The 22,899-nt window shown below is 33.4% G+C and carries 23 protein-coding genes; 4 read left to right on the top strand and 19 right to left on the bottom strand.

Features of this window, described 5'->3' with window-relative positions:
• The first annotated feature begins 467 nt into the window (after positions 1-467).
• On the top strand, positions 468-1,754 hold the full coding sequence (locus GWR14_RS19685; RefSeq protein WP_187356548.1) for a Glu/Leu/Phe/Val family dehydrogenase: 1,287 nt from the start codon (positions 468-470) through the stop codon (positions 1,752-1,754).
• Between the two features lie 144 nt (positions 1,755-1,898).
• On the top strand, positions 1,899-3,122 hold the full coding sequence (locus tag GWR14_RS19680; RefSeq protein WP_163410854.1) for a sterol desaturase family protein: 1,224 nt from the start codon (positions 1,899-1,901) through the stop codon (positions 3,120-3,122).
• A gap of 237 nt (positions 3,123-3,359) precedes the next feature.
• Here GWR14_RS19680 and GWR14_RS19675 read toward each other — a convergent pair whose 3' ends face one another.
• From GWR14_RS19675 to GWR14_RS19665, 3 genes are all read right to left on the bottom strand, one after another.
• Entirely contained in the window at positions 3,360-4,256 is an 897-nt protein-coding gene (locus GWR14_RS19675) for a hypothetical protein (protein WP_163410853.1), read from the bottom strand.
• Positions 4,257-4,394: 138 nt separating this feature from the next.
• A complete protein-coding gene (locus tag GWR14_RS19670) occupies positions 4,395-4,676 on the bottom strand; it encodes a DUF6526 family protein (RefSeq protein ID WP_223150987.1) in 282 nt (93 codons plus the stop codon).
• Positions 4,677-4,686: 10 nt separating this feature from the next.
• On the bottom strand, positions 4,687-5,181 hold the full coding sequence (locus GWR14_RS19665; RefSeq protein WP_163410852.1) for a DNA-deoxyinosine glycosylase: 495 nt from the start codon (positions 5,179-5,181) through the stop codon (positions 4,687-4,689).
• Positions 5,182-5,344: 163 nt separating this feature from the next.
• On the opposite strand from GWR14_RS19665, the gene GWR14_RS19660 reads away from it, so the two are divergent.
• Positions 5,345-6,370 carry a helix-turn-helix domain-containing protein gene (locus tag GWR14_RS19660; protein ID WP_163410851.1) on the top strand — a complete coding sequence of 342 codons (1,026 nt, stop codon included), beginning with the start codon at positions 5,345-5,347 and terminating at the stop codon, positions 6,368-6,370.
• Between the two features lie 172 nt (positions 6,371-6,542).
• Here the strand turns inward: GWR14_RS19660 and GWR14_RS19655 are convergent, their stop codons facing one another.
• The 9 genes from GWR14_RS19655 to GWR14_RS19615 form a co-directional block, all read right to left on the bottom strand.
• A complete protein-coding gene (locus GWR14_RS19655; protein ID WP_163410850.1) occupies positions 6,543-7,001 on the bottom strand; it encodes an SRPBCC family protein in 459 nt (152 codons plus the stop codon).
• A 215-nt stretch (positions 7,002-7,216) separates the two neighbouring features.
• Positions 7,217-7,606 carry a hypothetical protein gene (locus GWR14_RS19650; RefSeq protein WP_163410849.1) on the bottom strand — a complete coding sequence of 130 codons (390 nt, stop codon included), beginning with the start codon at positions 7,604-7,606 and terminating at the stop codon, positions 7,217-7,219.
• Between the two features lie 224 nt (positions 7,607-7,830).
• Entirely contained in the window at positions 7,831-8,403 is a 573-nt protein-coding gene (locus tag GWR14_RS19645; RefSeq protein ID WP_163410848.1) for a hypothetical protein, read from the bottom strand.
• 209 nt (positions 8,404-8,612) lie between these two features.
• Positions 8,613-9,812 carry an NAD(P)/FAD-dependent oxidoreductase gene (locus GWR14_RS19640; protein WP_163410847.1) on the bottom strand — a complete coding sequence of 400 codons (1,200 nt, stop codon included), beginning with the start codon at positions 9,810-9,812 and terminating at the stop codon, positions 8,613-8,615.
• Between the two features lie 52 nt (positions 9,813-9,864).
• A complete protein-coding gene (locus tag GWR14_RS19635) occupies positions 9,865-12,681 on the bottom strand; it encodes an AsmA family protein (protein ID WP_163410846.1) in 2,817 nt (938 codons plus the stop codon).
• A gap of 18 nt (positions 12,682-12,699) precedes the next feature.
• Positions 12,700-13,515, bottom strand: a complete 816-nt coding sequence (locus GWR14_RS19630) for an MlaD family protein (RefSeq protein ID WP_163410845.1) — start codon at positions 13,513-13,515, stop codon at positions 12,700-12,702.
• A gap of 17 nt (positions 13,516-13,532) precedes the next feature.
• Positions 13,533-14,312 (bottom strand): ABC transporter ATP-binding protein, encoded by a 780-nt coding sequence (locus GWR14_RS19625; protein ID WP_163410844.1) that lies wholly within the window; start codon positions 14,310-14,312, stop codon positions 13,533-13,535.
• 1 nt (position 14,313) lies between these two features.
• Complete coding sequence (locus tag GWR14_RS19620; RefSeq protein WP_163410843.1) at positions 14,314-15,072, bottom strand: MlaE family ABC transporter permease; 759 nt, start codon at positions 15,070-15,072, stop codon at positions 14,314-14,316.
• A 239-nt stretch (positions 15,073-15,311) separates the two neighbouring features.
• A complete protein-coding gene (locus GWR14_RS19615) occupies positions 15,312-17,585 on the bottom strand; it encodes a glycosyltransferase (RefSeq protein ID WP_163410842.1) in 2,274 nt (757 codons plus the stop codon).
• A 384-nt stretch (positions 17,586-17,969) separates the two neighbouring features.
• Here GWR14_RS19615 and GWR14_RS19610 point away from each other — a divergent pair, with 384 nt between their 5' ends.
• The gene (locus GWR14_RS19610) at positions 17,970-19,052 is read left to right on the top strand and encodes a DNA topoisomerase IB (protein ID WP_163410841.1); all 1,083 of its coding nucleotides are present in this window, start codon (positions 17,970-17,972) and stop codon (positions 19,050-19,052) included.
• On the opposite strand, the gene GWR14_RS19605 is transcribed toward GWR14_RS19610, so the two are convergent.
• From GWR14_RS19605 to GWR14_RS19575, 7 genes are all read right to left on the bottom strand, one after another.
• The gene (locus tag GWR14_RS19605) at positions 19,045-19,509 is read right to left on the bottom strand and encodes a DUF1440 domain-containing protein (protein ID WP_163410840.1); all 465 of its coding nucleotides are present in this window, start codon (positions 19,507-19,509) and stop codon (positions 19,045-19,047) included. The two genes, GWR14_RS19610 and GWR14_RS19605, sit on opposite strands and share 8 nt — an antisense overlap.
• Before the next feature lie 32 nt (positions 19,510-19,541).
• Positions 19,542-20,051 carry a DinB family protein gene (locus GWR14_RS19600; RefSeq protein ID WP_163410839.1) on the bottom strand — a complete coding sequence of 170 codons (510 nt, stop codon included), beginning with the start codon at positions 20,049-20,051 and terminating at the stop codon, positions 19,542-19,544.
• 21 nt (positions 20,052-20,072) lie between these two features.
• Positions 20,073-20,450 carry a VOC family protein gene (locus GWR14_RS19595; RefSeq protein ID WP_163410838.1) on the bottom strand — a complete coding sequence of 126 codons (378 nt, stop codon included), beginning with the start codon at positions 20,448-20,450 and terminating at the stop codon, positions 20,073-20,075.
• Between the two features lie 91 nt (positions 20,451-20,541).
• Entirely contained in the window at positions 20,542-20,751 is a 210-nt protein-coding gene (locus GWR14_RS19590; protein ID WP_163410837.1) for a hypothetical protein, read from the bottom strand.
• A gap of 11 nt (positions 20,752-20,762) precedes the next feature.
• Positions 20,763-21,143, bottom strand: a complete 381-nt coding sequence (locus tag GWR14_RS19585; RefSeq protein ID WP_163410836.1) for a DoxX family protein — start codon at positions 21,141-21,143, stop codon at positions 20,763-20,765.
• A 328-nt stretch (positions 21,144-21,471) separates the two neighbouring features.
• Positions 21,472-22,212, bottom strand: coding sequence for a GNAT family N-acetyltransferase (locus tag GWR14_RS19580; protein ID WP_163410835.1), 741 nt, complete (start codon positions 22,210-22,212; stop codon positions 21,472-21,474).
• Positions 22,213-22,285: 73 nt separating this feature from the next.
• Entirely contained in the window at positions 22,286-22,891 is a 606-nt protein-coding gene (locus GWR14_RS19575) for a Crp/Fnr family transcriptional regulator (protein ID WP_163410834.1), read from the bottom strand.
• Positions 22,892-22,899: the final 8 nt, after the last annotated feature.

Below are 22,899 nucleotides of genomic sequence, written 5' to 3'. Positions count from 1 at the left end.
TCGTTTTGTAACACCTTGTTTTATAATGGTTTTATAAAAGAGTTTGATTTTTTTTAAAAATAACTCTATCAATTCTATAGAATTTATAAAATATATTTATAAATTTGCCATAACAATGAAAAACTATAATCGAAATATGATGTTATTCAGATGCAGCTTCACGATGTGCTGCATGTTGAATCATGTCTTGAAATGGCGTTAATAGAGAAAGTACTTGTTAGTTATTTTTTTTTTTTTTAGCCTTTCATCACCCATGAAAGGCTTTTTTTAGAATTTATTTAAAACCACAAATATGAGATCAAATAAATACACCGATACACTGATGCAGGGCATTCTGATGAAAATCCCTTGTTGCAGCTGCTGTAAAGAGGTACAGAAAATGTGAAACACTCTTTTGTAATGAACAGAAGACTTTAAAATATAAAATTTCAAAATCAATTGAATAAAAATCTTAAAACTAAAAAATTATGAGCCTACAAATAATTAAACAGAATCCTTTTCAGTCAATGATTGACCGTTTTAATATCGCTGCTGATATTTTAAACCTTGAAGAATCAATCAGACAGAAATTGCAAAAACCCGAAAAACAAATTGTTGTAAACTTTTCAATCACACTTGATAATGGTACAACTAAAAATTTTGAAGGATACCGCGTTATTCACAACACGGCTTTAGGACCATCAAAAGGAGGAATTCGCTATGATACGGCTGTAAACCTTGATGAGGTAAAAGCACTGGCAGCCTGGATGACCTGGAAATCTGCTGTAACGGGAATTCCGTTTGGAGGAGCAAAAGGCGGAATTATTTGCGATCCAAGAGAACATTCAAAAACAGAATTAGAAAAAATTACGAGAGCTTATACAAAAGCATTAGCAGATATTTTTGGCCCTGAAAAAGACGTTCCTGCACCGGATATGGGAACAGGTCCTGATGAAATGGGCTGGCTGATGGATGAATTTTCTTTGGTTCACGGCAAAACAATCCATGCTGTGGTTACCGGAAAACATTTGCATTCAGGAGGTTCTTTGGGAAGAGTAGAGGCTACAGGAAGAGGAGTAAGTATTATTACACTTCTTGCACTTCAAAAATTAAAACTAAGGCCGGCAAGATCTTCAGTAGCGATTCAGGGATTTGGAAATGTTGGATTGCACTCGGCTTTATTTTTATATGAAAAAGGATTAAAAGTTGTGGCTGTAAGTGATGTTTCAGAAGCTTTCTACAATCCGGAAGGGCTTAATATTCCTGAACTGATTTTGTATTACAACCTGAATAATAAGAGTATTAAAGGATATCCAAATTCAGTTGCTATAAAACATGAGGAATTATTGCTTTTGGATGTCGATGTACTAATTCCGGCTGCAAAAGAAGATGTTATTACACAGAAAAATGCAGCTGATATCAAAGCAAAAATCATTATTGAAGGCGCCAATGGTCCGGTTTCTTCTGATGCTGATAAAATCCTGCATGAGAATAATGTTTTGGTAGTTCCTGATATTTTAGCGAATGCTGGCGGAGTAACGGTTTCTTATTTTGAATGGCTTCAAAACTCACTTTTAGAATCCTGGAGAATTCATCAGATAAACAAACGTTTAGAAGATATACTTGAAAAAGGTTTTGAAACTGTTTTTAGAATTGCAGATAAACACAATGTTACACCACGTATAGCAGCCTATATAATTGCTCTGCAAAAAGTTGCGGATACACAATCTGTGAAAGAAGTAGCACTAGAAGCTTCAAAATTTAAACAGAATTAAAGTCAGGTTTATAATTTAAAAAAGAATATTTTCATTGATTGCAATAGTTTGACAATTTCAGGCATAACTAATCAATGAAAATATCTTTCGGTAGTTTTTATAGTATTGAAAATAAATTTTTATCGGTAAAAAGATTTTTTAAAAATGGAACATATTAATTTTCTTGCGTTCGCAATGCCTGCGTTTTTCATTTTTTTATTCCTGGAATATAAGTTGATACAGCGTAAAAACAAACCGGAGATTTTTAATTACGAAAGTTCAGTTTCGAACATTAGTATTGGTATTGCAGAAAGACTGATCAACCTTTTTATCGCTGCAAGTTTTTATCAGTTGTATTATTTCATTTATAACAATTACAGGCTTTTGGAAATTCCGAGCAATGTTTTTGTATGGATAGCCTTAATTCTTGCGACCGATTTTGTCTGGTATTGGTACCACAGGCTTGGACATGAAATCAATTTTTTCTGGGCGGCACATATCGTACATCATCACAGTGAAGAATTTAATTTTACTGCTGCTGCAAGAATTACAACTTTTCAGGCCATTATAAGAACTGGTTTTTGGTGTGTTCTCCCTTTCATCGGGTTTCATCCCGCCATGGTCATTACAATGCTGATTGTTCATGGTGCTTATTCTTTTTTTACGCATACACAGCTTGTCGGAAAAATAAAATGGCTGGAATATGTTTTTGTAACGCCTTCAATTCATGGGGTTCATCATGCTTCTGACGAAAAATACCTGGATAAAAATTACGGAGATATGTTTACTTTTTGGGACCGTATTTTTGGCACTTTTCAGGAGGAGGAAGAGAAACCAAAATACGGTTTAACCCATCCGTTAAAAAGCTACAGTTTTATGTGGCAGCATTTTCATTATTACTTTGAAATTTATGAATTATGGAGACGTTCCAAAGGTTTTAAAGCAAGATGGAAAGCCATTTTTGGAAGCCCCGCTGATATGGATCAGGATATCAGACCAACATTAGAAAAACGCTTTTTGCAGGATAAAAGCAATCCGCATCAGAGGTTGCGATTTAGGAATTACCTTTATATTCAGTTAGGAATCTGCACATTGTTTTTAACTGTTTTTACCTATTATTTTGAGTTACTGAATCTTTTTGATAAAGTTTTTGTACTGTCTTTTATCCTCATCACATTAGTAAACTGCGGATCTTTATTAGAACAGCGAAAATGGATGTATTATCTTGAATATGGCCGAATATTCATTGTAACTACCTATTTTTTATATGAAGAAGATTTGATTACGTTTTTATTCATTCCGCTTGCCATCATGATTTTTGCTGAGCAGCTGTTTTCGTTGAGCAAACATTATCAAAATGTGGTTCTTCAGCTGGAAACTTCAGAATAAAATATAAAAGACATTTGAAAAGTGCCTCTTTTTATCAGAATTAATGAATGGTAGTATTTTTTAATCTGTGTATTAAGTTTAAAAATGAGTTAGTTTGTGTTAAGTTTATAGTTTTTTTGAGCAAACAAGCCCGATACTTTAAAAGATCGGGCTTGTTTTGTTTTTATAATAAGTAAAAAAGTAAGACTTAATAATCACTTATATGGTTTTGGAATTTTTAAAATTTAGAGTTTACTTTTAATGTTTATAAAGCTTAACATGGTTTCCAAAGGAATAAGTAGCTGTTAAAGTAGGACCATTATATCCCCATTTAAAATAACCGCTTAGTCTTTCTTTTTCTACATCCACTCTAATATTTAAACCTGTATATCCGGCTGTTAAACTGAAATTTTTATAAACATTATATAAAACTGACAAGTTATAACTCAAAATACGGCCATCAATGTCATTGATTTTAATGGCGAAGTAATTTGTATTTACATATAATCCCCATTTATCTGCTAAAACAAATTCTCCCCAAAGGCCAAGATCGGGTAGTGGTGCAGTGAAACCAAAATCATCTTTTTTTTCTACTTGTGCGGTGTTTCCTTCTAGTTTTAAACCAGCGTCAGCAAACATAATATGTGCACCAATAAGTGCCCCAATTTCGTATTTTGGTTTTGAGATAAAAGCATAGCCATAAGTAATTCTATAAATTTGGTTGTTCATAAAAGCAGAAACTCTTGCATCTACCTCATAAACATTATCACCAAATTCTATCTCTTTCTGAAGAACTTTGGTTGAAGTTCTTTTTAAGTAAAAATACTCAGCACCAAGTCTGGATCTTCTTGAAATCCTCCATTCAAAGGCACCGGCAAATGAGGTAGTAGATTTGTCAAATCCTAAGTCTTTTTCAAAATCAATCATATTTCCAAAATCACCATTATTACTGCCAACCTCTACCTGTGTATTGTTGGATGGAAAAAATACTCCGGCAGTAAATTTAAACCGTCTGGCATGCCACGGCAAATCTTCCTGGATATTTTGTTTATCTTGTGGAGGAGTCAAAGTATCTTTGACAGAGGTTTCAGAAACCTGGGCGTGTAATGTAAAGCAGGAAAATAAAACTATCAACAAACAAAATAAATTTTTCATAACGAGCTGTTTTAGATTTAATTGATAAAATTTTAACAATTAAAGTTAGCGAAAAAAATCATTCATCTGTCTGTTTTGTATTTTATTTTTGTTTAAAAGTATTTGATAATCAGTAATGTATGGTTTTTGGTATTGATTTTATACCCGATTATAATCCCCTTTCCAATGTGTAATTGCTTTTTTGATAGTGTTACCTGATAAATTTTCTACTAGTGCCCGTTCTATTAAAGGCAAAAATTCTATATCAGAAGCAAATCGCAATGCAAAAATCTGATCATCAGTGTACTTATATTCAATAGCTTCGAAACGGCTTCTAATAAGTACAAAGTATCGATATCGGAATTCGGTTTTCACGATTCTGTTTTGTAAAATCAAGACGTAATGCTGTGCAGGATAGAACTCTGCATAATTTAATAAGATTGTGTTTTCATCATTTTTTTAATAAATCTCTGATGACTTTCCATTCCTTTAACTTAGAATCAAATGTTTTGCCGGCATTGGCAGGGCTTGTTGAAGGCATGGTTATAAATTGATAATCCATATTTTTTAAAGAAACATGTTTTTTAAAGAAAGCGGCTGCCTTCTGACCATTAAAGACAATCGTTTTAATATGAGGATGTTGTTTCAAAAATTGCCCGAAATCATTTGTAATTTCATTTTTGATGGCACTGTCAAGGCTTCCGATTCTTTCACAATATTGCAGAACATCCCATAAGGCAATTTTGTTTTTTATCAAAAGAGCTTTTTTTACTTCGTAATCATCAGAGAAATCTTCTTCCAGAATTTCAAACATAAAACGCCAGAAATTGTTTCGGGCATGACCATAATATTGCTGTATTTCGAGTGATTTTGTACCAGGCATGGTGCCTAAAATCAAAATGGCTGCTTTGGATGGAGCTATTGGGGCAAAAGAAAAACTTTTCATTTTTTGTCTGATAAAAGTATAGTTTAGAAGTAATTATAAAACAATTCTCAAAAATTATATAACATTCGTGGGGGGTTTTTGAACGAATTTTGGAATACAGATTAATGATAAAATCTGATGTTATTGTTCCGCCTGTAAAAATAATCCTAAATCCTCGAATGAAATGAAATTAGTAACTATACATAAAGATAAGATTAAAAATATATTTGAAGAACTGACACAGAGCTTTGGAGGAAAAATAGTTTTTGATTCTGATGAATACGCTCTGGAGGTCTGTAATGATTTTGCTAAAGGTACAATTGTTGGATCTTCGTATAGCGACTCGGTTTCCTGTCTGCAATTTGATATGACTTTTTCTGAAGATGTAAGGATCAGTATTGGAAATCCGAATATTTCCCCGGTTTATTTTTCTTATTGTTCTAAAGGAAGCTTATCTCACAGTTTTGGGATTTCGGGAGTTGAAAGAAAACTGAAAAAATTCCAGACCGCCATTGTTTCTTCTAGGCAGGATGAAGAGAATATTTTATTTTTCGAAAAAAATACCAATACAACACTGACCCTAATTGTAGTAGGCACTCAAAACTCAGGTTCATCTGATTATGATTCGCTGAATTATAAAGTAAGGGAAACTTTTTTTGAAAAGAATTCAGAATATAACTTTTTCTATGTAGGTTCTTATAATTTAAAAATAGCCGAAAAAATCGAAGAATTAAGCGCTGTTACCGAAACCGGAATTGTTCGTAATTTATTAAAAGAAGGAATCTTGAAAATTATTCTGGCTATGGAAATCCAACAGCATTCTGATGATATGAATAATTCCCTGAAAGAAACCAACTGTTTTACCATGAAGGAAATGGAAGAGATAAAAAAACTTTCAGATCTGATAAAAGAAACACCGGAAGAACAATTTACCATTAAATCGCTAAGTAAAAAATCTGGTTTATCGCCAAACAAACTTCAGGAAGGTTTTAAAATGATTCATGACAGAACGGTAAATGATTTTATTACTCACATGCGTATCTTAAAAGCCGAAATTTTAATTAAAAACAGCGATTTGAATATCTCGGAAATTGTGTATTGTATTGGTTTTACCAGCAGAAGTTATTTCTCTAAAATCTTCAAACAAAAATTCAACTGCAGCCCAAAGGAATATAAATTCAACCAAAATCCATTAGCGATTACAGCATAATAAAGTACTCTGAGATGCTAAGGTTTATTTTATTGATTATTTAGTATTTTTTTGATAAACAGACTAGCGTTAGTCAAAATCTTAGTATCTCAGTATTTTATGATTATGAATGTTCTAACGAAAGTAGAAAATAAATTGGCTGTGTTTTTTATGTTTAGTTTAGTTAGTTTTTTTACTGTTCTGAAATTTCTTTTAATTTATTCAATGCTTGTGGGTAGGTATTATTGAAGTACTCTAAATATTCATCAATAGTATCCATTTCTACGGTTACGGTTGTAATGCCGTTGTTTTCCTGAAAGTTGTAATTTTCGTGCCCGCCAGCCCATTTTTCTACTTGTTCGCCTGTGGTTACTTCGATATCACCATCTAAAAAACCGTAATGACGAATAGAAACAAAACTGGCAGGCTTGTGTTCTGCAATTTCCGAAACCATTCCTCCCTTTTTACCGTTTTCATCAACTCCTACAAAAAGAATTTTGCTTCCTTTATTCCAGCTGCCTTCATAAGTAGAAGTAGGATTAAAAGTTGCTGTCCAGTATTCGTAAGTGGCCTTGTTTTTTAAGCCTAGCATCGTTTCATATACTTTTTGAGCTGATGCGTTTATTTCCTTTTTAAATTGTAATTTTTGCATTGCTTTATTTTTTTAAAGGTTTGAAATATTTCTATATTTATTAGCTTAAATTCTTTCAGGAATATGAATGAATGTCAACACACAAATTGTGTAACGACGGTTAGGCGAAGGTTGTTTGCACGAAATTATGATTTTAACCGCTAACTTTTTACGCTACTGTTGGCAAATTCAGATTTTCACGCTTCTGCTATAAAATTTTCGTTTTGCGTTGTTTGTCATTTATGAATTTGTTTTAGAACTAATTTCTTCTTCGTTAACTGAATAATTTTTGCTCTTAATTTAATTGTTCCACCCCAATATGTATGTTCAAACGCTATTATAGAATCGTTTGTTTTTTGCCAAGTTCCATCAGCTATTTCGTATTCGATTGGTTCGGTTCCGCACCAGCTTGAATTCTGGTTAATTTTCAAACTTCCATCTTTTTTGAATTCGATTCCAGGTTTGTTTTTAGAAAATCGAGCTTTAGCTTTGTAAGTAGAAACTCCATTCAAGTAATTTTCTAAAACCCATATCTTTTCCAAGGAAACATCTGGAACTTTTTTAATAGAAAACGACGTTGCAAAGAAGAAGAGTATAATAAGCAATATGACGTTTTTTTGTTTCATAGTTGAATAAATGTCGCATAATTGCGGAATAAATGCATATTTTCTAATGATTTCTTTCTGCGTAATTTTGGCATAACTCTCGCCTAACGTCCCGCCTACTACAGCGGGTTTGGGACTAAATTAAGCCCTATTTTCGGATTTGCCAAATCTTCCAAATACAAAACCAACTTTCCATTAAGCCTATTGTCCAAATCCGTTGTAGTAGTTGTTGTGCGTTCGTTTTTTTATTTATAATCGGTTGAAATAGAAGTTTCGCTTAGATTTAGAATTCTAATAATATCAAATTTTTCACCTTCAAACATTCCATTTATAACAGTGGTTTTTTCATACTCATTTGTTTTTGAGTTCCAAGAGAGATTTTCAAATTGATTTTTATCCCAATTAAAAATATAATTTTTTGATTTTCTTAAAAATTTATGAGTTTCTATAGTACCATTTGTTGGATTTACAGGTCTTGCATAAATAATTTCTTTTGCCTCTTTTTCAATGAAAATTGGTTTTTTATTTTGCAAATAAATTTTTATTGATTCATAACTTTCCACATTATTGCTAGTAGAATAATATTCAATTTTAACTATCTTGTTACTAATCTTTTTTACAATAATATTTTCATTTGTATTATATTTTTTCTCCTTAATAATTTTTGAAGAGGGAACTTCAAAAGTTTTTATATTAGAATTTTGATTTATTTTAAAAATTATTTTTTCAATTTTAGAAATAGAATCATTCCTGCTTTGAGCATACAGATTTGAAAAACAAAATAAAATAATTAAAAATACAGATAATATTTTTTTCATTGATAAATGTTTTGGTTTTCTGTTTGTTAAAATGACGCACAACTTGCATATATAGGAAATAAACATTCGCCAATCTGCCTAAATTTGGGTGTATATGCGAATGTTTACTTCGTATTATCTTCTCAAAGATATTTATTTTTTGTTGTAAATAATCAAACAGCATTTTGATTATTAAAATTTAATGAAAGTAAGATTTTAATAGACAAAAATCACCTTCCAAACCTGTAATAATCCAAGTCGGGATTTTGTTTGTTATTAATAGAATCCAGTATCGAATTCATTGCCATAACGCTAAACGTAATTCCGTTGCCACCGAAGCCCAGGACATAATGTTCGTTTCTGTCGGGATTCGGTTTTCCAAAATAGGGAAGTCCGTCCTGGGTTTCTCCAAAAGTACCCGCCCAGGAATAATCGATTTTGAAATTAATTTTCGGAAACTTTTTTTGAAATTTGGTCAAAAGAAAACGTTCTTTTTTAGGTAATAATCTATCCCGTTTTTGAGGATCTTTAAAATCTTCATCGCCACCGCCCATGATAATTCGGTTATCTCGAGTTGCCCTAAAATATAAATAAGGTTTAGAAGTATCCCAAAAAATAGCTTTTTTAAAAGCATTTGATAATTCGGGTATGCTTTCAGAGGCAATAACATAAGTACTTTTCAGGTCAACTACTTTTTCTTTAAGCGTTTCGGTGCTTTCGTAACCGCTGCAGCGTATAATATGGTCTGCTGTGATGGTGTATCTGTTTTCGGTATGTGCAACCAGTTTTTCGTTTTGTTTTCCGGTTGAAGTTATATTGGTGCGGTCAAAAATCTGCATTCCTTTTTTTTGACAATAGAGAAACAAATCCTGTGCAAGCCGATACGGATCCATAACCGCAGCTGTCGCCGATTCTATAGCGGCCAAAGCATTTAATCCAAATTTCTCCAAATCCCATTTTTCGAGCCATTTTACATCAAAACCATGTTTTTTTCGGGCTGTAAATTCATTTTTTAAAAATGGAACATCTTTTTTCAAAGAGCAGAAATAAATACTTTTTTTAAATTCAAACTGACAGTCGCTTTTTACATCGTCGATTATTTTTCGTAAATCAAAAATGGCTTGTTTTCCGTTTTTGTAACTGTCAACAGCACATTTCGTACCTCTTATTTTGATCAAATCGTATAATGACACATCGATTTCATATTGCAGCAGGGCAGTGCTTGCAGCCGTACTTCCATTAGCAATATCACGACAGTCTGCGAGTACTACTTTTTTTCCTTCCTTAATAAGTTTGTAGGCAATTAGAGCTCCGGTAATTCCTCCGCCAATAATTAAAATCTCTGTTTCAATATTGGATGCTATAGAGGGATAACTGTTTTCCATCGCATGTCTTAAGGGCCAGAAGCTTTCTGTTGAGCGTAGTTTCATTTTGATAGGTTATTTGTAATTCGTCAAATCATAAGTTATCATTGAATAAAAATCACTTTGCCTTAACTTTTTCCTGCCGAATTACTTTGTTGCTTTTTTCGTTATACACGGCATCAAGTATTTCTTTTCCGGTTTTGCTGAATACTTTTATCTTTGGCGCTTCATGAGTGCCCGTTATAGTAATTGGAAAACCAATAATACCAAAAGGAGGAAGTCCTAAACGCATTCGTAAATCTAAAAGACCGTCAAAGCTGGTCGTTCCTTTAATAGTGGGTTTAAAACTGGCAACACTAAAAGTAAAAGGCGTAACATGAATAAGATTATTGTCAATAGTTGATTTGATTTCGATACCTTCCATATCGGGATTATTCAAACCGTTCTGACCTGTTTTCGAACTTATTCCGTCAAATAATTTTAAGCCTTTGATTTTTACATCTCGCAAGTTCAGGGTTCCGCCACCTTCAAGAGATTCATAAATTGGACTCATATTGCCATCCAGATCTCCTTTGATTTTATAATCTATAGATATAATTCCGTGTGCTTTTTCGGCAACCGTCACCATATCATGAAACATCGGAATTTCTTTGTAGGCTCTTTGTACGCTAAAGTTTTTTGCACGAAAGTGAGCATCAAAACGGGCTGCTGTTGGAGATTCATCTCTGTAAGAAGCATCAATTAGTAAGGCACAGTCAATTATATTAAAAACAGCATTTTCCAGATAAAAATTACCTTTAGAAATACCAGTTTTACCATTGAGGTTATTAAAAACAAGTCCGTTATATTCAACTTTGTCAGCATTTGCGGTAAGACTTACGTTTAAGTTTTTAGGTACAATGACGACTCCGCTCATTTTGGGATGATCTTCTTTTGCATATTCAACTTCCAGATTTCGGTCTTTATTTTCGCCTTTTTCGAGTGCCATAAATTCATCAACATTGATCAGTTTTGACTTCAAATTGAAGTTTCCGCTTAAAGTGCCCCGGGATTCAAGAAAATAGTTGATAGTGTTTAAAAGATAGCCGTTAATATCAAAATCTGATTTTCCATAAGAAGCATAAAATTTCTCAAACCACATTTTTTCGTTTTGAAATCTGAAATTTCCCTGTTTGATAAAGAAAGATTTCGGAAAAAGCTCTGATGTAGCTTTGATGTTTTTTAACAGAATGGTACCCCGATTATCCAGTTTGTCATATTGCCCTGTAGCAGCGTAACTTTGTTTTCCACGAAGTGAAAGATCAGCCTTCGCATAGCCAGAAACATCCATACCTTTTCTTGAAAACACTTTGTAAATGTTGCCCACGTTAAGTTCTCCTTTTATTTTGGCATTATAAGCCAAATCGTTAAAGTCGGAAAGAGCTGCTTTTACATAGACAGGATTTCCTTCGAACACAAAAGAAGCTGGAGCCACAGCTATAATCAGGTCTTTGTACGTGCCGGCTTTATTAAGTACGTTGGCTGCAAAAGTGATATTTGTGATTGGGTTTGGATACGAATCTGTTTTGAGCCAGCCGTTATCCAACGAAATTCCGCCTTTAGTTTTAGGGAATAATTTTTTAGATGTACTAAAAAGTCCTTTTGCTTCAAGATCGGTTATTAAAGTTCCTTTCAAATCAAGTGTATTTAAACCTAAAGCAGCATCAAGCGTTGCGAGATCTAATGCTCCTTTTATTTTAGCGTTCACATTCATTTCGCTATATCCTTTGCTTTGCAGGAAAGCCGTAAAATAATCGTTGTGCCCAATGTTGAAGCGAAGTGTGCTTAAATTGACCCGTAGTTTTTCGATATCAAGCGAAGGCATGATGGTATTCAGGTTCATTTGAAAATTGGTCAACGGAACCGGGGCATTTTTATAATTGACAGATCCTTCGTTAATTTTTAAATTGAAAGCCAGATCTGGTTTTTGCTTTTTGGATACATTATAATTTCCTTTAAAAGTAAAAAGCAAATCACTGCGCCCGGAAAGCTGGGTATTTTCCAGCCAGGTTAAATATTCGGGAGGCATAACAGAAAAAAGATCTTTTAAAGTGGTATTTTCAGAAGCGGCTTTGATGTTTATTTTGTATCCGTCTCTTAAAATGGTAAATAAACCTGTAAATTTTAAAGGTAATTTGTTGATTTGCAATTCATTTTTTTGAAGTATAAAAGACAATGCATGTGTGTTGATTCTGGTAATTAAATCGGCATGTACTTCTTTCTTCCTCAAATAAGCCGTTCGGTTATAATAGAAACTGACATTATCAATTTGGGCATCTGTATTTAAATCGAAAATATCTTCGCTTAAATTTCCTTTTCCGACATAATTGAAACCTCTCGCATCTACGAGAATTTTGGCTGAACGGTCATTGTATTTTACGTTACAGTCTTCAAAATCAATACGCTCTAAACGGATTGCAGTTCCTTCTTCAGGAGCATTTTTATTGTTTTTATCTTTTTCGGAAAGATCTTCAGGCGCAATGTAAATATTGTAATTGGCCTGTCCTTTTTGATTCACCATTACATTTATATCGGCGTTTGAAACGTATAGTTTATTAATTTTTACTTCATTATCAAACAATAATCTTTTGATGTTAATTCCGAAGGCAACCTGTTTTGCTTTTAATAAAGTGTCATTTTTAAAAGGTGCAGAACCAGTCAGTGACAAATCATCAAGCGAAACGGTCAGGGAAGGGAAGTGTGTAAAAAATGAAAAACTGGATTTTGAAAATTCTATTTTACTGTCTAATCTTTGGTTTGCAATTTTTTTGACTTCAGAAGCTACACTTCCCGGAAAAAGTAACGGAATCAAAAAAAGCAACAGTAAAACAGAGGCTATGACTATTCCTGAAATTTTTAATGTTTTTAAGGCAATATTTTTGAAATTGTAATTCATAGTCAATGTATTAAATTGTTATGGTTTCTTTTTGGCGTCTTCTGTTTTTTTAGCTTCCTGCTCAGCTTTTTTCTTATCTTCCTTCAATTTCTCTTCTTTTTCTTTTTCAAGTTTTTCCTGCTGTTCTTCCTTTTTTTCTTTGGCTTCTTCTATCTTTTCTTCCTTCTCTTTTTCTTTTTTCTTAAAATAACCTCTCAATAGGAAATTACTTTTGGCTGCTTCCATGTTTTCGCTGAAACCTTTTGTACCTTTTTCCAGATTGTTAAGTGTTTTGTCCATAGCGTTTGCCATTCCGGGATCACGAATTAGTTTTGACAAAGCTCCGTTGCCATTGTTCATGCTGTGGCTGAAAATGGCCAGTTCTTCAGAAATCACACTTACGTTATCCATGCTTTTTTTGACACTTTTCATAATGTCGTTCATTTCAATTCCATTGACTGAAGCGATTTGTCCGTTATTATCAATTACTTTCTGCGATTTTATACCCGGTGTAATGGTAAGCACTTTATCACCCATAAGTCCGTCAGAACCAATGCTGGCTTTTGCATCTGTTTTGATAAATTCCCGGACATCATCTTTGATAACCATTCCTACAATTACTGTGGAGTCGTTTGCCAGCTGAATTTCATCGACAGTACCAATATTGATTCCGGAAAAACGTACGTTATTACCAACTTCTAAGCCACTTACGGTTTTAAAACTCGATGTAATTCGAAATGTTGAACCGAAAAGGTTTTGCTGTTTTCCAATAAAATAGACTGCCAGTATAAAAAGCAGCAGGCCTATTGTGACAAACATTCCTAATTTCCAGGTATATCCAGATTGCTTTTTCATGATTTCTGATTTTGATTTTATTCAAAGAATGAGCGTACCCATTCGTCTTCACTTTTTTCTAATTCTTCATAAGTACCTTCTGTGTGAATTATGCCTTCCTTTAAAACAATAATTCGGTCAGAAGTTAGTTTTGCACACGCCATATCATGCGTAATAATAATTGCAGTGGTTTTTTGCCTGTGCTTGATATCTAAAATTAATTCGCTGATTTCCCTTGATGTAATGGTGTCTAAACCGGTAGTGGGTTCATCATATAAAATAATTTCGGGTTTCAGAATTAAGGTGCGAGCCAGACCAATTCTTTTTCGCATTCCACCTGATAATTCGGATGGCATTTTATCAACAGCATCCATCAGACCTACATTATCCAAGGCTTCGAGTACTTCTTTTTCGACTTCTTTATGACCCAAGTCACGATTGTGTTTTCTTAGTGTAAAAGCCAGATTTTCTCTCACCGTCATTGAGTCGTACAAAGCGCCGCTTTGGAATAAAAAACCAATACGGACTCTCATTTCGTTGAGTTCCTTTTTTTTAAGTTTCAGTACATTTTCGTCAAAAACATTGATTTCGCCTTTATCAGGAGAAATCAGCCCGACAATACATTTGATAGTAACCGATTTTCCGGAACCTGAACGTCCCAAAATCACTAAATCTTCTCCTTTATTTACCGTAAAATTTACTCCCTTCAAAACATGGTTGTTGTTGCCAAAAGTTTTATGTAAATCTTTGATTTCAATGATTGCCTTTTTTTTATTGGCTTTTATTTCAGTAGCTGTATTTTCTGTTTCCTTTTTCATCTTAAAAAAATAAATCGGTTATCTGAACGGCGAGCATATCAATAATAAAAATGGAAAGAGAAGCTGTTACCACTGCAGAGTTTGCAGCTTTACCAACGCTTTCGGTTCCGTTTGTAGCATTAAAACCTTTATAAGAACCAATCATTCCGATGAAAAATCCAAAGAAGAAAGTTTTGATCGTGGCCGGAATTAAATCAAGAAATTCCAATGACTGAAAAATTTTTGTGATATAACGGTAGAAACTAACTTCTCCATGAATATTTATCCCCACATAACCACCATAAATTCCAATGGCATCAGCAAAAAATACCAATATCGGAACCATTAATGTACAGGCCAGAATTCGGGTCACCACCAAATAATTGTACGGATTAATTGCTGAAACTTCCATGGCATCAATCTGTTCTGTAACTTTCATAGAACCCAGTTCGGCGCCAATTCCGGAGGATATTTTTCCGGCACAAATCAAAGCGGTAATTACAGGTGCTATTTCTCTGATAAGCGATAACGCTACCATTCCCGGAAGCCAGCTTTCTGCACCAAATTTTACCAGTGTAGGTCTCGACTGCAGCGTAAGTACCAATCCCATGATGAAACCGGTTATGGCAACCAGTGGCAGGGATTTATAGCCAATAACATAACATTGTTTCAAAAACTGTCTGGTTTCGTAAGGAGGCACAAAAACCTCTTTAAAAAACCGTGCAGCAAACAATGTTGCATTTCCTACATCTTCGAAAGTATTTTTTAAGCTGAAAATCAAAGTATTGAATTTTAAAATTGTATTTATTTGTAAAACAGTTTTTTAACAGTTTTGATTGCTTTTTTAATTATGATGAAAGTTACTTCTATACTTGTTAAAATTCTTTACACAACTTTTTTTCAACCTTATATAATTTTCATAATGACATAATAATTACTATAAAATAACGTTCGGAGAAAATTTGGAGCAAAAAAAATCCCTTTGGTTAAAAAGGGATTGATTTTGAATAACTATAGCTTTTATGAGTTGATAATCAGATCTGCTTTTGTTTTTACGAGATCAATTACCTTACATTCGGCTTCTTTGAAATTTTCCATGATTAATCTTGCAGTGAGGTAGCAGACTGTCGATTCTGCTCCCTGGTTCAGGTTTACATTTTCTTTTTCAAGACCGTCGTATCCACCGCCGCTCACAGGGTTGTACATAATCTGGTTTAAATGGTTCTTTCCTAAAAACCAGTTAAAAGCAGTTTTCATATAATCTTTGTATAATGGGTTTTTAAAGGCGTTATAAAAACCGTTCAAAGTCTGAATAATGTACGAAACATCAATTGGCTGTTCTCCATATTCATGCGGTTGTTCGTTTTTGTGGTACCATCCGTTATTAGAAATTACTTTGAAACCTTTTTTTGTAAACATTTTTGAAAGAAGGAAATCCAGCGATTCCAAAGCTATTTTTTTATAAATTGGTTTGTTGGTTACCAGATAGGCATAGAGCATAGATTCGGGAAGGATACCGTTTCCGTAAGTCAGATAATTTTCAAACCATTTCCAGTCTTTGGTAGCATGAATTTCATAATTTGAAACCAGTTTTGCATTCAGTTTATTGATAATTGCCGAAACGTACAAATTAGGAATTACAGAATTATAAAGATAAAGTCCTTTTGTAGCAAATCCAATGGAACGCGGTGACTGAATAGTCTCTGCCCAAGGCAAACTTTTCAAAAAGCATTCTGTCGCTTTATTTACAATATTTTCAGGCAGGATATCTTTTAGGGCAATAACACTTCCTAAAGCCCAAATTCCTCTTGCGTTCGAATCTTCCAGATTAACTTCTGCATTTTGTTCTACATGTTCTCTGTTGTGTTCGTCTACATAATTGATGAAACTTCCGTCCGGTTTTTGACAGCGGTTTATAAAATCCAGATAAATCAGGATATAAGGCAAATCGTCTTTGTCGCCGGTCAATTTGTAATGCATGCCAAGAGCCACCAGCGCACGTGCATTATCGTCTAAAGTATAACCCGTAGACAAATCAGGAATTGATATTTTGCAGAACTGAACAATGCCTAGTTCAGTAGTCATTTTTTTGATGTGTGCCAATTGAACATCTGGATAATCAAATTCAATTGCAGTTTCGTTTTCAATTAGGGTTTTGTAGGTATTCATATGGATAATAGCTACGTTTTCCCATGATGATGCACGCGTTTTGGCAAAAGCATTTTTACCCATTTCTTCTCTTAAATGATCATCAGAAAGCAGTTTTAATGTTGCTTCTGCAAACTGATCCACATTTCCGATATCAACTAAAATTCCGCAGTCAGATGTCAAAACCTCTACAGTGTGTGGAATTTTTGATGCTACCAGCGGGCAGGCACAGCTCATGGCGTAAGAGAAAGTGCCGCTCACTGCCTGATTAGGGTCTTTTGAGGTAAATAAATAGATGTCTGCTGCTTTTAGGTAATTTAAAAGTTCCTCAGTATCTAAATATTGATTGATGAAACGAACATTATTATGCAGATTTAATTCATCAACAAGGGCTTCCAGTTTATCACGATATTTATCGACACCATCAACAATCAGATTGGGATGGGTTCTGCCAATAATTAAATAAAGCACATTTGGTTCTTTTTTTACAATTTTGGATAAAGCCTGCAGACCGGTTTCAATATTTTTTCCTTCACCTAAAAGCCCAAAAGTAGCTAGTACCTTTTTGTCTTCAAAGCCAAATTTCTGTTTTGCCTGTTCAGGGGTTTCATAAACCACGACGTGGGTTCCATGGGGTACACAGGTAATAATTTCTTTCTGAATATCGTAATCTCTAATAAGTATATCACGGGACTGATTTGTCATTACAAAAACCGAATTGCTGTAAGAGAGCAACAGTTTTACAAATGTTTTCAGTTCAGGATTCGGATTCTGGATAACACTATGAAAAGTAAATGTTACCGGTTTTTTTATCACATTTAAAAACTCTAATAAATGATCTCCATAATTACCGCTAAATAAACCAAATTCATGCTGAATATGAACAAGTTTTACCAAATTGTCTTTATTGATTTCTTCAGCAACTCTAGTATAATCTTCCTTGTCAGTTGTGTTTAAAGTAAAGGCCTGTGTTGGTTTTTCTTTCGGAGATTTTACCAATTCGCAAATTTCACAGCTAATTGAATTTCCGTAGACATCCATAATTCCTTTTATGGTATCCTGTGTATAAGTAGCAATACCACATTGTGTTGGCGGATAAGTAGACAGGAAAACTATTTTCGATTTAATTTTTTGTAGCGTCTTCATGGGATTTCTTTTTTAGTTCGTTTAATAAATCGTTAAGGTTCAAAGAGACCGCAGTGATTTTGTCGTCTGCAGCACCGTAATGCAATATTTTATCAAAGATTTTAAATTTTTATTTTTTAAAATTAGAAATCAGGGACGCCTGAAATTAATCCAATACATTAAAAAATTGACTCGAAAGATTATTTATGGGAATTATATAAGAAAGTGGTTTTGTAAAATAATTTTTATAAAACCATTTTTTAAAGTTAAAAAAAAAATCAATAGGATTAAAGTTAAATGTTTGATTATGTGATATTTGAGTAAATATGAAATTAAGTACCTGCCTTTTTATGAATTGAAGATAAAGCGACTGAAAAAGAGGTTCTTATTTATTAAAAAAGCAAAATGACTACAAAATCTCAGGAAAAATTAATGCAGCTTTTACTTACTAAGCCTGAACAAGCGATAGAAAAACTGGATTTGGTTTATGTAAGTGATAAATCCATGCCAATCGAAAGATGCAGGGAAGGAGATGTTTTTGTTTATAAAAAAAATGGCAGATGCATTAAACAAAAATCAGAACTTAAACGCATTAACAGTCTGGTGCTTCCTCCTGCATGGGTGAATGTGAGGATTTCCGAATTATCAAACGGACATTTACAGGCGGTTGGCCTTGATGATAAAAACAGAAAACAATACCGTTATCATTCGAAATGGAATTTAATCAGAAATCAGACTAAGTTTTATAAAATAGCCGATTTTGGAAGAAAGCTGTCTTTTATAAGAAAAAGGGTTGATGCTGATTTAGAAAAAAAAGAATGGTCGAAAGATAAGGTTGTAGCTCTTGTTATCCGGTTAATGGAGGAAACGCATATTAGGATTGGAAATGAAAAGTATGCCAAAGACAATAAATCGTATGGGCTTTCTACTTTGCGAAAAAGACACATTAACATCAATAAAAATGCCATACGATTTGAATTTATAGGCAAAAAGGGCAAACAGCATTCAATTACAATCCGCAACAAGCAGCTGATTAAATTAGTGAGTAAATGTGAAGAAATTCCGGGTTGGGAAGTTTTTAAATATTATGATGAAAACGGAGAAAGAAAAATTCTCGACAGTCATATGGTCAATGTTTACCTTCACGAAATATCTGGGGAATATTTTAGTGCCAAAGATTTCAGGACATGGTCAGCCTCGGTTATTTTCTTTGAAACCTTAATGGAACTTGGAATAACTAATGACGAAAAAGAAATTAAGAAAAACATCCTGACCGCTTTTGATATAACGGCAGAAGCTTTGGGAAATACCCGAAATGTCTGCAAAAACTATTATGTACACCCGCTGTTGCTTTCAACTTATGAAGACGGAACGATAAAAGAATATTTTGATAAGGTTAAAAAAAGCCGCAGCAACAAACAATATTTCTCTCGTACAGAAACAGCATTTTTAGAATTAATTAATCATTACCAGCCTTTATCTATCTAAAAGAATAGAATTTTTTAGCAATAAAAGCAATCGGAAAACCAATGCAGGTAATGATAATTAAAATAGAGATAAGTAAAGGAAAGTCTAAATGTTTGTCGGGAAGCTTAGGAAATGCAATTGGAAGAACAATCAAATTCATGATGCTCCAGGCAAAAAGTCCATATAAAGTTCCGGACAAAAAAGCATTTTTTTTAAGAAATGGAAAATTAGGGTAGATGGTAAAATAAAACCATGCAAATACAAAAGCTATGAAATAATGAAGCCCCAATCCATAAAATACCATTTCCGAACCGCCTGTATAAGCTTCTTTTTTGAAAATACCACTGGCAATAGACCGTAGGATTTTTGTTGGATGAAGTTTGGTTAAAATGAAAGAATAAAAAGTAATTGCTGCTACAAGATCCATTGTTCCTGCTACTAATCCGGCCAAAAAAATGGCTCCGCCTTTTGCTTTCATATAAATATCTTTTTATGGATTGAGAAGCTAATTTACAATTTATTTAAATATTTTAAGATGTTATTTAGTTGATTTGTATGGCGTTGCGTATGAATAAGTCCGGAATTAATCCATTCAAAAATGGTAAAGGTTTCAAAACCCGGAACCTGAAAATCCTGACAGGTGAGTGTTAAATCGTAAGTTTCAGAAGCTTTTAATAAATCAGATTCTATTTCGAGGATTTTTATGGTCAGTGAATTTTTAGAATATTCTTTTGCTTCGGGTTTCAAAAAATCGGGCGAATCCATTTTGGTATTAAAATCGAGAAAAATTCGTTCGAGTTCAGAAACGTGTTCATCGTATTTACGAATTTTCTTTTTAGTATTTCCGGCAAATAATTCAGGATAACCTGAACAGCCCAGAATAATATGCTGAATGACCTGTCCAGCCGTCCAGCTGTTTTTATAAGGAATTGTATTTAAATCTTCCTGTGAAAATGAAGAAACTGTTTCATTCAGTTTTTTAAATGTTTCAATGATGTTATTTTGGACAGTTTCTTTCATTTTTACTAAAGATTATGTTTCTTATTCGAGTATTGAGGTGATCCACCAGACGTTTCCAAAAGGATCAAGTACGCCACAGGATGTGAGGAAATTTTTTGTAGCAATATCCATTACATTTTTTGAACCCCACTCCAGAGCTTTTCGATACGTTTGCTCAGCATTTGGAACATAGACAAATAAATGGGCTGTTTGTTTTCTCCAGTCATTATTTACATCAGATATCATAATGGTATTGCCATTAATGATAATTTCGCCATGCATAACGGTTTTGTTTTCACGCAAAATTTCTCTGCTTCCTTTTTCAGCACCGAAAACTTTTTGCGTGAAATCGATAAATTCTGAAGTATTTTCTAAAATTAAATATGGAATTATGCTTTGATGATTTTCCGGTAAATTCATTTTGTAAGATTTTAAAGATTGATAGGTATCTCAAATTTACAAATAAAATATTTAATGTTTTGTAAAACAGTTTGTTATGTTTTTTTTGTAATTAGGAAAGAACTTCACAATGATAACCATGCGACCTGAGAATTTCTATTATGGTATGGCTGCAAATAGACAGAGCATAAACCCGCAGAATCTTATCGCAGTCTTCAAGGTCAAAATTGATTGTGCTGTCTGGAAAATGTTCCAAAAGTTTTTTCACAATCATTTGAGACTGTTCTGTTTCCTGGACATTGGTTTTAAAAACTTCTATCATCGTTTATAAATTTACGAAGCGATGTTTTTGTATTGTTCTATTTTATGATAATAGATATATGAAAGTGCTAAAATCAATAAAATGATCAAAGGGAAAAAGCCTTCAAAAGTAATTCCGTCAACGGCAAAATGACTGATGGAAGCAAAGATAAAATCGAAGCCGAAACCTGAATAAGCCCATTCTTTTACATTGTTTGGAACTTGTGGAATAACCAATGCGAGAACTCCCAATATTTTGAAGACAACCAAGGCATTTCCAAAATATTCAGGATAGCCCAAATGTCTGATTCCTTCTTTAGCCAATTCTGTCTGCGATGTCAATGCCGGCATTACGCCTTCAAACAGAAAAATAAGAATTGTGGTTGTCCAGAAAATGATTTTTGCTTTTTTCATTTGTTTTGTAGTTAAATTATTAATTTAGTTTTAAGTGATAACGATAAAATTTACCTCATAATTTAGTGTCATCCTGAGCGGAGTCGAAGGCTTTATGGTTTGAAGGCTTCGACTCCGCTCAGCCAGACATTATTTGAATTAACTCTTAATGTCTAAATACAAAGCTACAATTCTAATTTTCTGATAAAACGGACATTTCTGACTATTTTAGGGGCATTTGGGACAAGATTATGTTAGTTGTTAGTTGTGATGGACTTACTATACTGCTGTCAATCGTGAGAAACTAAAAATATCTATAAGCAACTCTGAGCATTTGGAATTTGGAGCTTTAAATATTGGAATTTAAAATATAGTTCTTAATCAAAAACAAATCCTCAAAACCCAATCTGTTATAAATAGCTTTTCCCATTGCAGAGGCTTGCAAATGTGCAGTTTCAGCATTTAAATCGACGGAAATATTCATTGCAAATTTCATGATTTCCTCGGCGTAGCCTTTTCTGCGCATTTCGGGAATTACACCCACACCATGAATACCCATGTCATTTCCGGTTTGATAAAGCATAAAAGTTCCAATTGGTTTTTCTTCAAACTTAACCAAATAGAAATGCACGTTTTGATAATCCTGAATTAAAATTTCTTTGCAGATGACGTAACCAAAGGCATTCGGGTAAACATCGGCCCAGATTTTGGCATCTTCTTCGTTAGTAACTTTTTTGAAAGTCAGCTGGTTTTGAAGCGTGAATTTTTGTTTCAGTTTTAAAAACATACCTACTTGCTCGTTTTTGATCTCAAAACTATTTTGTTCTAAAAGTTCATTCGAGTTACTTCCAAAAATATCCCAATACGGAATTACCAAACCTGAATTATTTTTTTCAATTTGAATAATGTTTGTAAGATCTGTTGAGGTAATATCTTGCTTAGACCATAATTTATTGGGCCAGCCTGAATTTTCTATTTTGCAGTATTCGATTGAATCATTTTTGTGGAAGGCAAGGAAAGGAGTTCCAACTGTTTTCCAAAACCCGGTTAGATTGTCAATATTATCTTTGATGAGGTTTATGTTTTTCATTTTTGAATATCGAATTTTAATAATAGAGCCAAGATAAATTTAGCCGTTTTGAAAAACCTTTACATATGTTGATTTATAAATCTTTTTCAAGATTTTTTCGGATTCGGCTTAACTGAGTTGGTGTGATGCCTAAATGTGAAGCTATATGTAGTAACGGAATACGGTCAGCAATGTCAGGATGTTTCTCAAGTAAGTTGACATATCTTTCGGTGGCGTTTTGCATAACTAATGCAACTTCTCTTTGTTCTTTTTCTATAATCCAGTTTTTTTCTAAATGTGCGATATAGAAGTTTTTGAGATCATCGTTTTGGTTAATCAGCTCAATGTATTTTTTATAATTGATATTGATTAAAACACAGTCTTCCAAAGCTTCAAGGGTAAAATTAGAAGGTGTCTGCAGCATCAATGAAACTTTGGAACCGGCAAACACATTTTCGGGAAAGAGGTTTTTGTTGTAGAAATTTCCCTGTTGGTCTGTAATGAATGCTCTCAGAATCCCTTTTGCTATAAAATGCAGGTTTTTAGCAATTTCTCCGTTTTGTAATAGTGTTTCGCCTTTTTTTAATGTTTGGAATTCTGCAATTTTTTCAATCAGTTTCCAGGATTTTTCAGAAATAGGGGAGTAACTTTCAATAGCTAGTTTTAGGTTGTTGAGGTATGTTTGGTTGTTGAAAGGCATTTTTTTTT

The organism is Flavobacterium ajazii (genome assembly GCF_010614725.1).
Lineage (GTDB): Bacteria > Bacteroidota > Bacteroidia > Flavobacteriales > Flavobacteriaceae > Flavobacterium > Flavobacterium ajazii.
Note: the sequence above shows the minus strand (reverse complement) of the source record. Positions and strands in the feature narration are given on the sequence as shown.

What these genes read in the sequence shown, in the direction of transcription:
- GWR14_RS19685 (WP_187356548.1), top strand. Translation starts at nt 468, where the DNA reads ATGAGCCTACAAATAATTAAACAGAATCCTTTTCAGTCAATGATTGAC.
- GWR14_RS19680 (WP_163410854.1), top strand. Translation starts at nt 1,899, where the DNA reads ATGGAACATATTAATTTTCTTGCGTTCGCAATGCCTGCGTTTTTCATT.
- GWR14_RS19675 (WP_163410853.1), bottom strand. Translation starts at nt 4,256, where the DNA reads ATGAAAAATTTATTTTGTTTGTTGATAGTTTTATTTTCCTGCTTTACA.
- GWR14_RS19665 (WP_163410852.1), bottom strand. Translation starts at nt 5,181, where the DNA reads ATGAAAAGTTTTTCTTTTGCCCCAATAGCTCCATCCAAAGCAGCCATT.
- GWR14_RS19660 (WP_163410851.1), top strand. Translation starts at nt 5,345, where the DNA reads ATGAAATTAGTAACTATACATAAAGATAAGATTAAAAATATATTTGAA.
- GWR14_RS19655 (WP_163410850.1), bottom strand. Translation starts at nt 7,001, where the DNA reads ATGCAAAAATTACAATTTAAAAAGGAAATAAACGCATCAGCTCAAAAA.
- GWR14_RS19650 (WP_163410849.1), bottom strand. Translation starts at nt 7,606, where the DNA reads ATGAAACAAAAAAACGTCATATTGCTTATTATACTCTTCTTCTTTGCA.
- GWR14_RS19645 (WP_163410848.1), bottom strand. Translation starts at nt 8,403, where the DNA reads ATGAAAAAAATATTATCTGTATTTTTAATTATTTTATTTTGTTTTTCA.
- GWR14_RS19640 (WP_163410847.1), bottom strand. Translation starts at nt 9,812, where the DNA reads ATGAAACTACGCTCAACAGAAAGCTTCTGGCCCTTAAGACATGCGATG.
- GWR14_RS19635 (WP_163410846.1), bottom strand. Translation starts at nt 12,681, where the DNA reads ATGAATTACAATTTCAAAAATATTGCCTTAAAAACATTAAAAATTTCA.
- GWR14_RS19630 (WP_163410845.1), bottom strand. Translation starts at nt 13,515, where the DNA reads ATGAAAAAGCAATCTGGATATACCTGGAAATTAGGAATGTTTGTCACA.
- GWR14_RS19625 (WP_163410844.1), bottom strand. Translation starts at nt 14,312, where the DNA reads ATGAAAAAGGAAACAGAAAATACAGCTACTGAAATAAAAGCCAATAAA.
- GWR14_RS19615 (WP_163410842.1), bottom strand. Translation starts at nt 17,585, where the DNA reads ATGAAGACGCTACAAAAAATTAAATCGAAAATAGTTTTCCTGTCTACT.
- GWR14_RS19610 (WP_163410841.1), top strand. Translation starts at nt 17,970, where the DNA reads ATGACTACAAAATCTCAGGAAAAATTAATGCAGCTTTTACTTACTAAG.
- GWR14_RS19605 (WP_163410840.1), bottom strand. Translation starts at nt 19,509, where the DNA reads ATGAAAGCAAAAGGCGGAGCCATTTTTTTGGCCGGATTAGTAGCAGGA.
- GWR14_RS19600 (WP_163410839.1), bottom strand. Translation starts at nt 20,051, where the DNA reads ATGAAAGAAACTGTCCAAAATAACATCATTGAAACATTTAAAAAACTG.
- GWR14_RS19595 (WP_163410838.1), bottom strand. Translation starts at nt 20,450, where the DNA reads ATGAATTTACCGGAAAATCATCAAAGCATAATTCCATATTTAATTTTA.
- GWR14_RS19590 (WP_163410837.1), bottom strand. Translation starts at nt 20,751, where the DNA reads ATGATAGAAGTTTTTAAAACCAATGTCCAGGAAACAGAACAGTCTCAA.
- GWR14_RS19585 (WP_163410836.1), bottom strand. Translation starts at nt 21,143, where the DNA reads ATGAAAAAAGCAAAAATCATTTTCTGGACAACCACAATTCTTATTTTT.
- GWR14_RS19580 (WP_163410835.1), bottom strand. Translation starts at nt 22,212, where the DNA reads ATGAAAAACATAAACCTCATCAAAGATAATATTGACAATCTAACCGGG.
- GWR14_RS19575 (WP_163410834.1), bottom strand. Translation starts at nt 22,891, where the DNA reads ATGCCTTTCAACAACCAAACATACCTCAACAACCTAAAACTAGCTATT.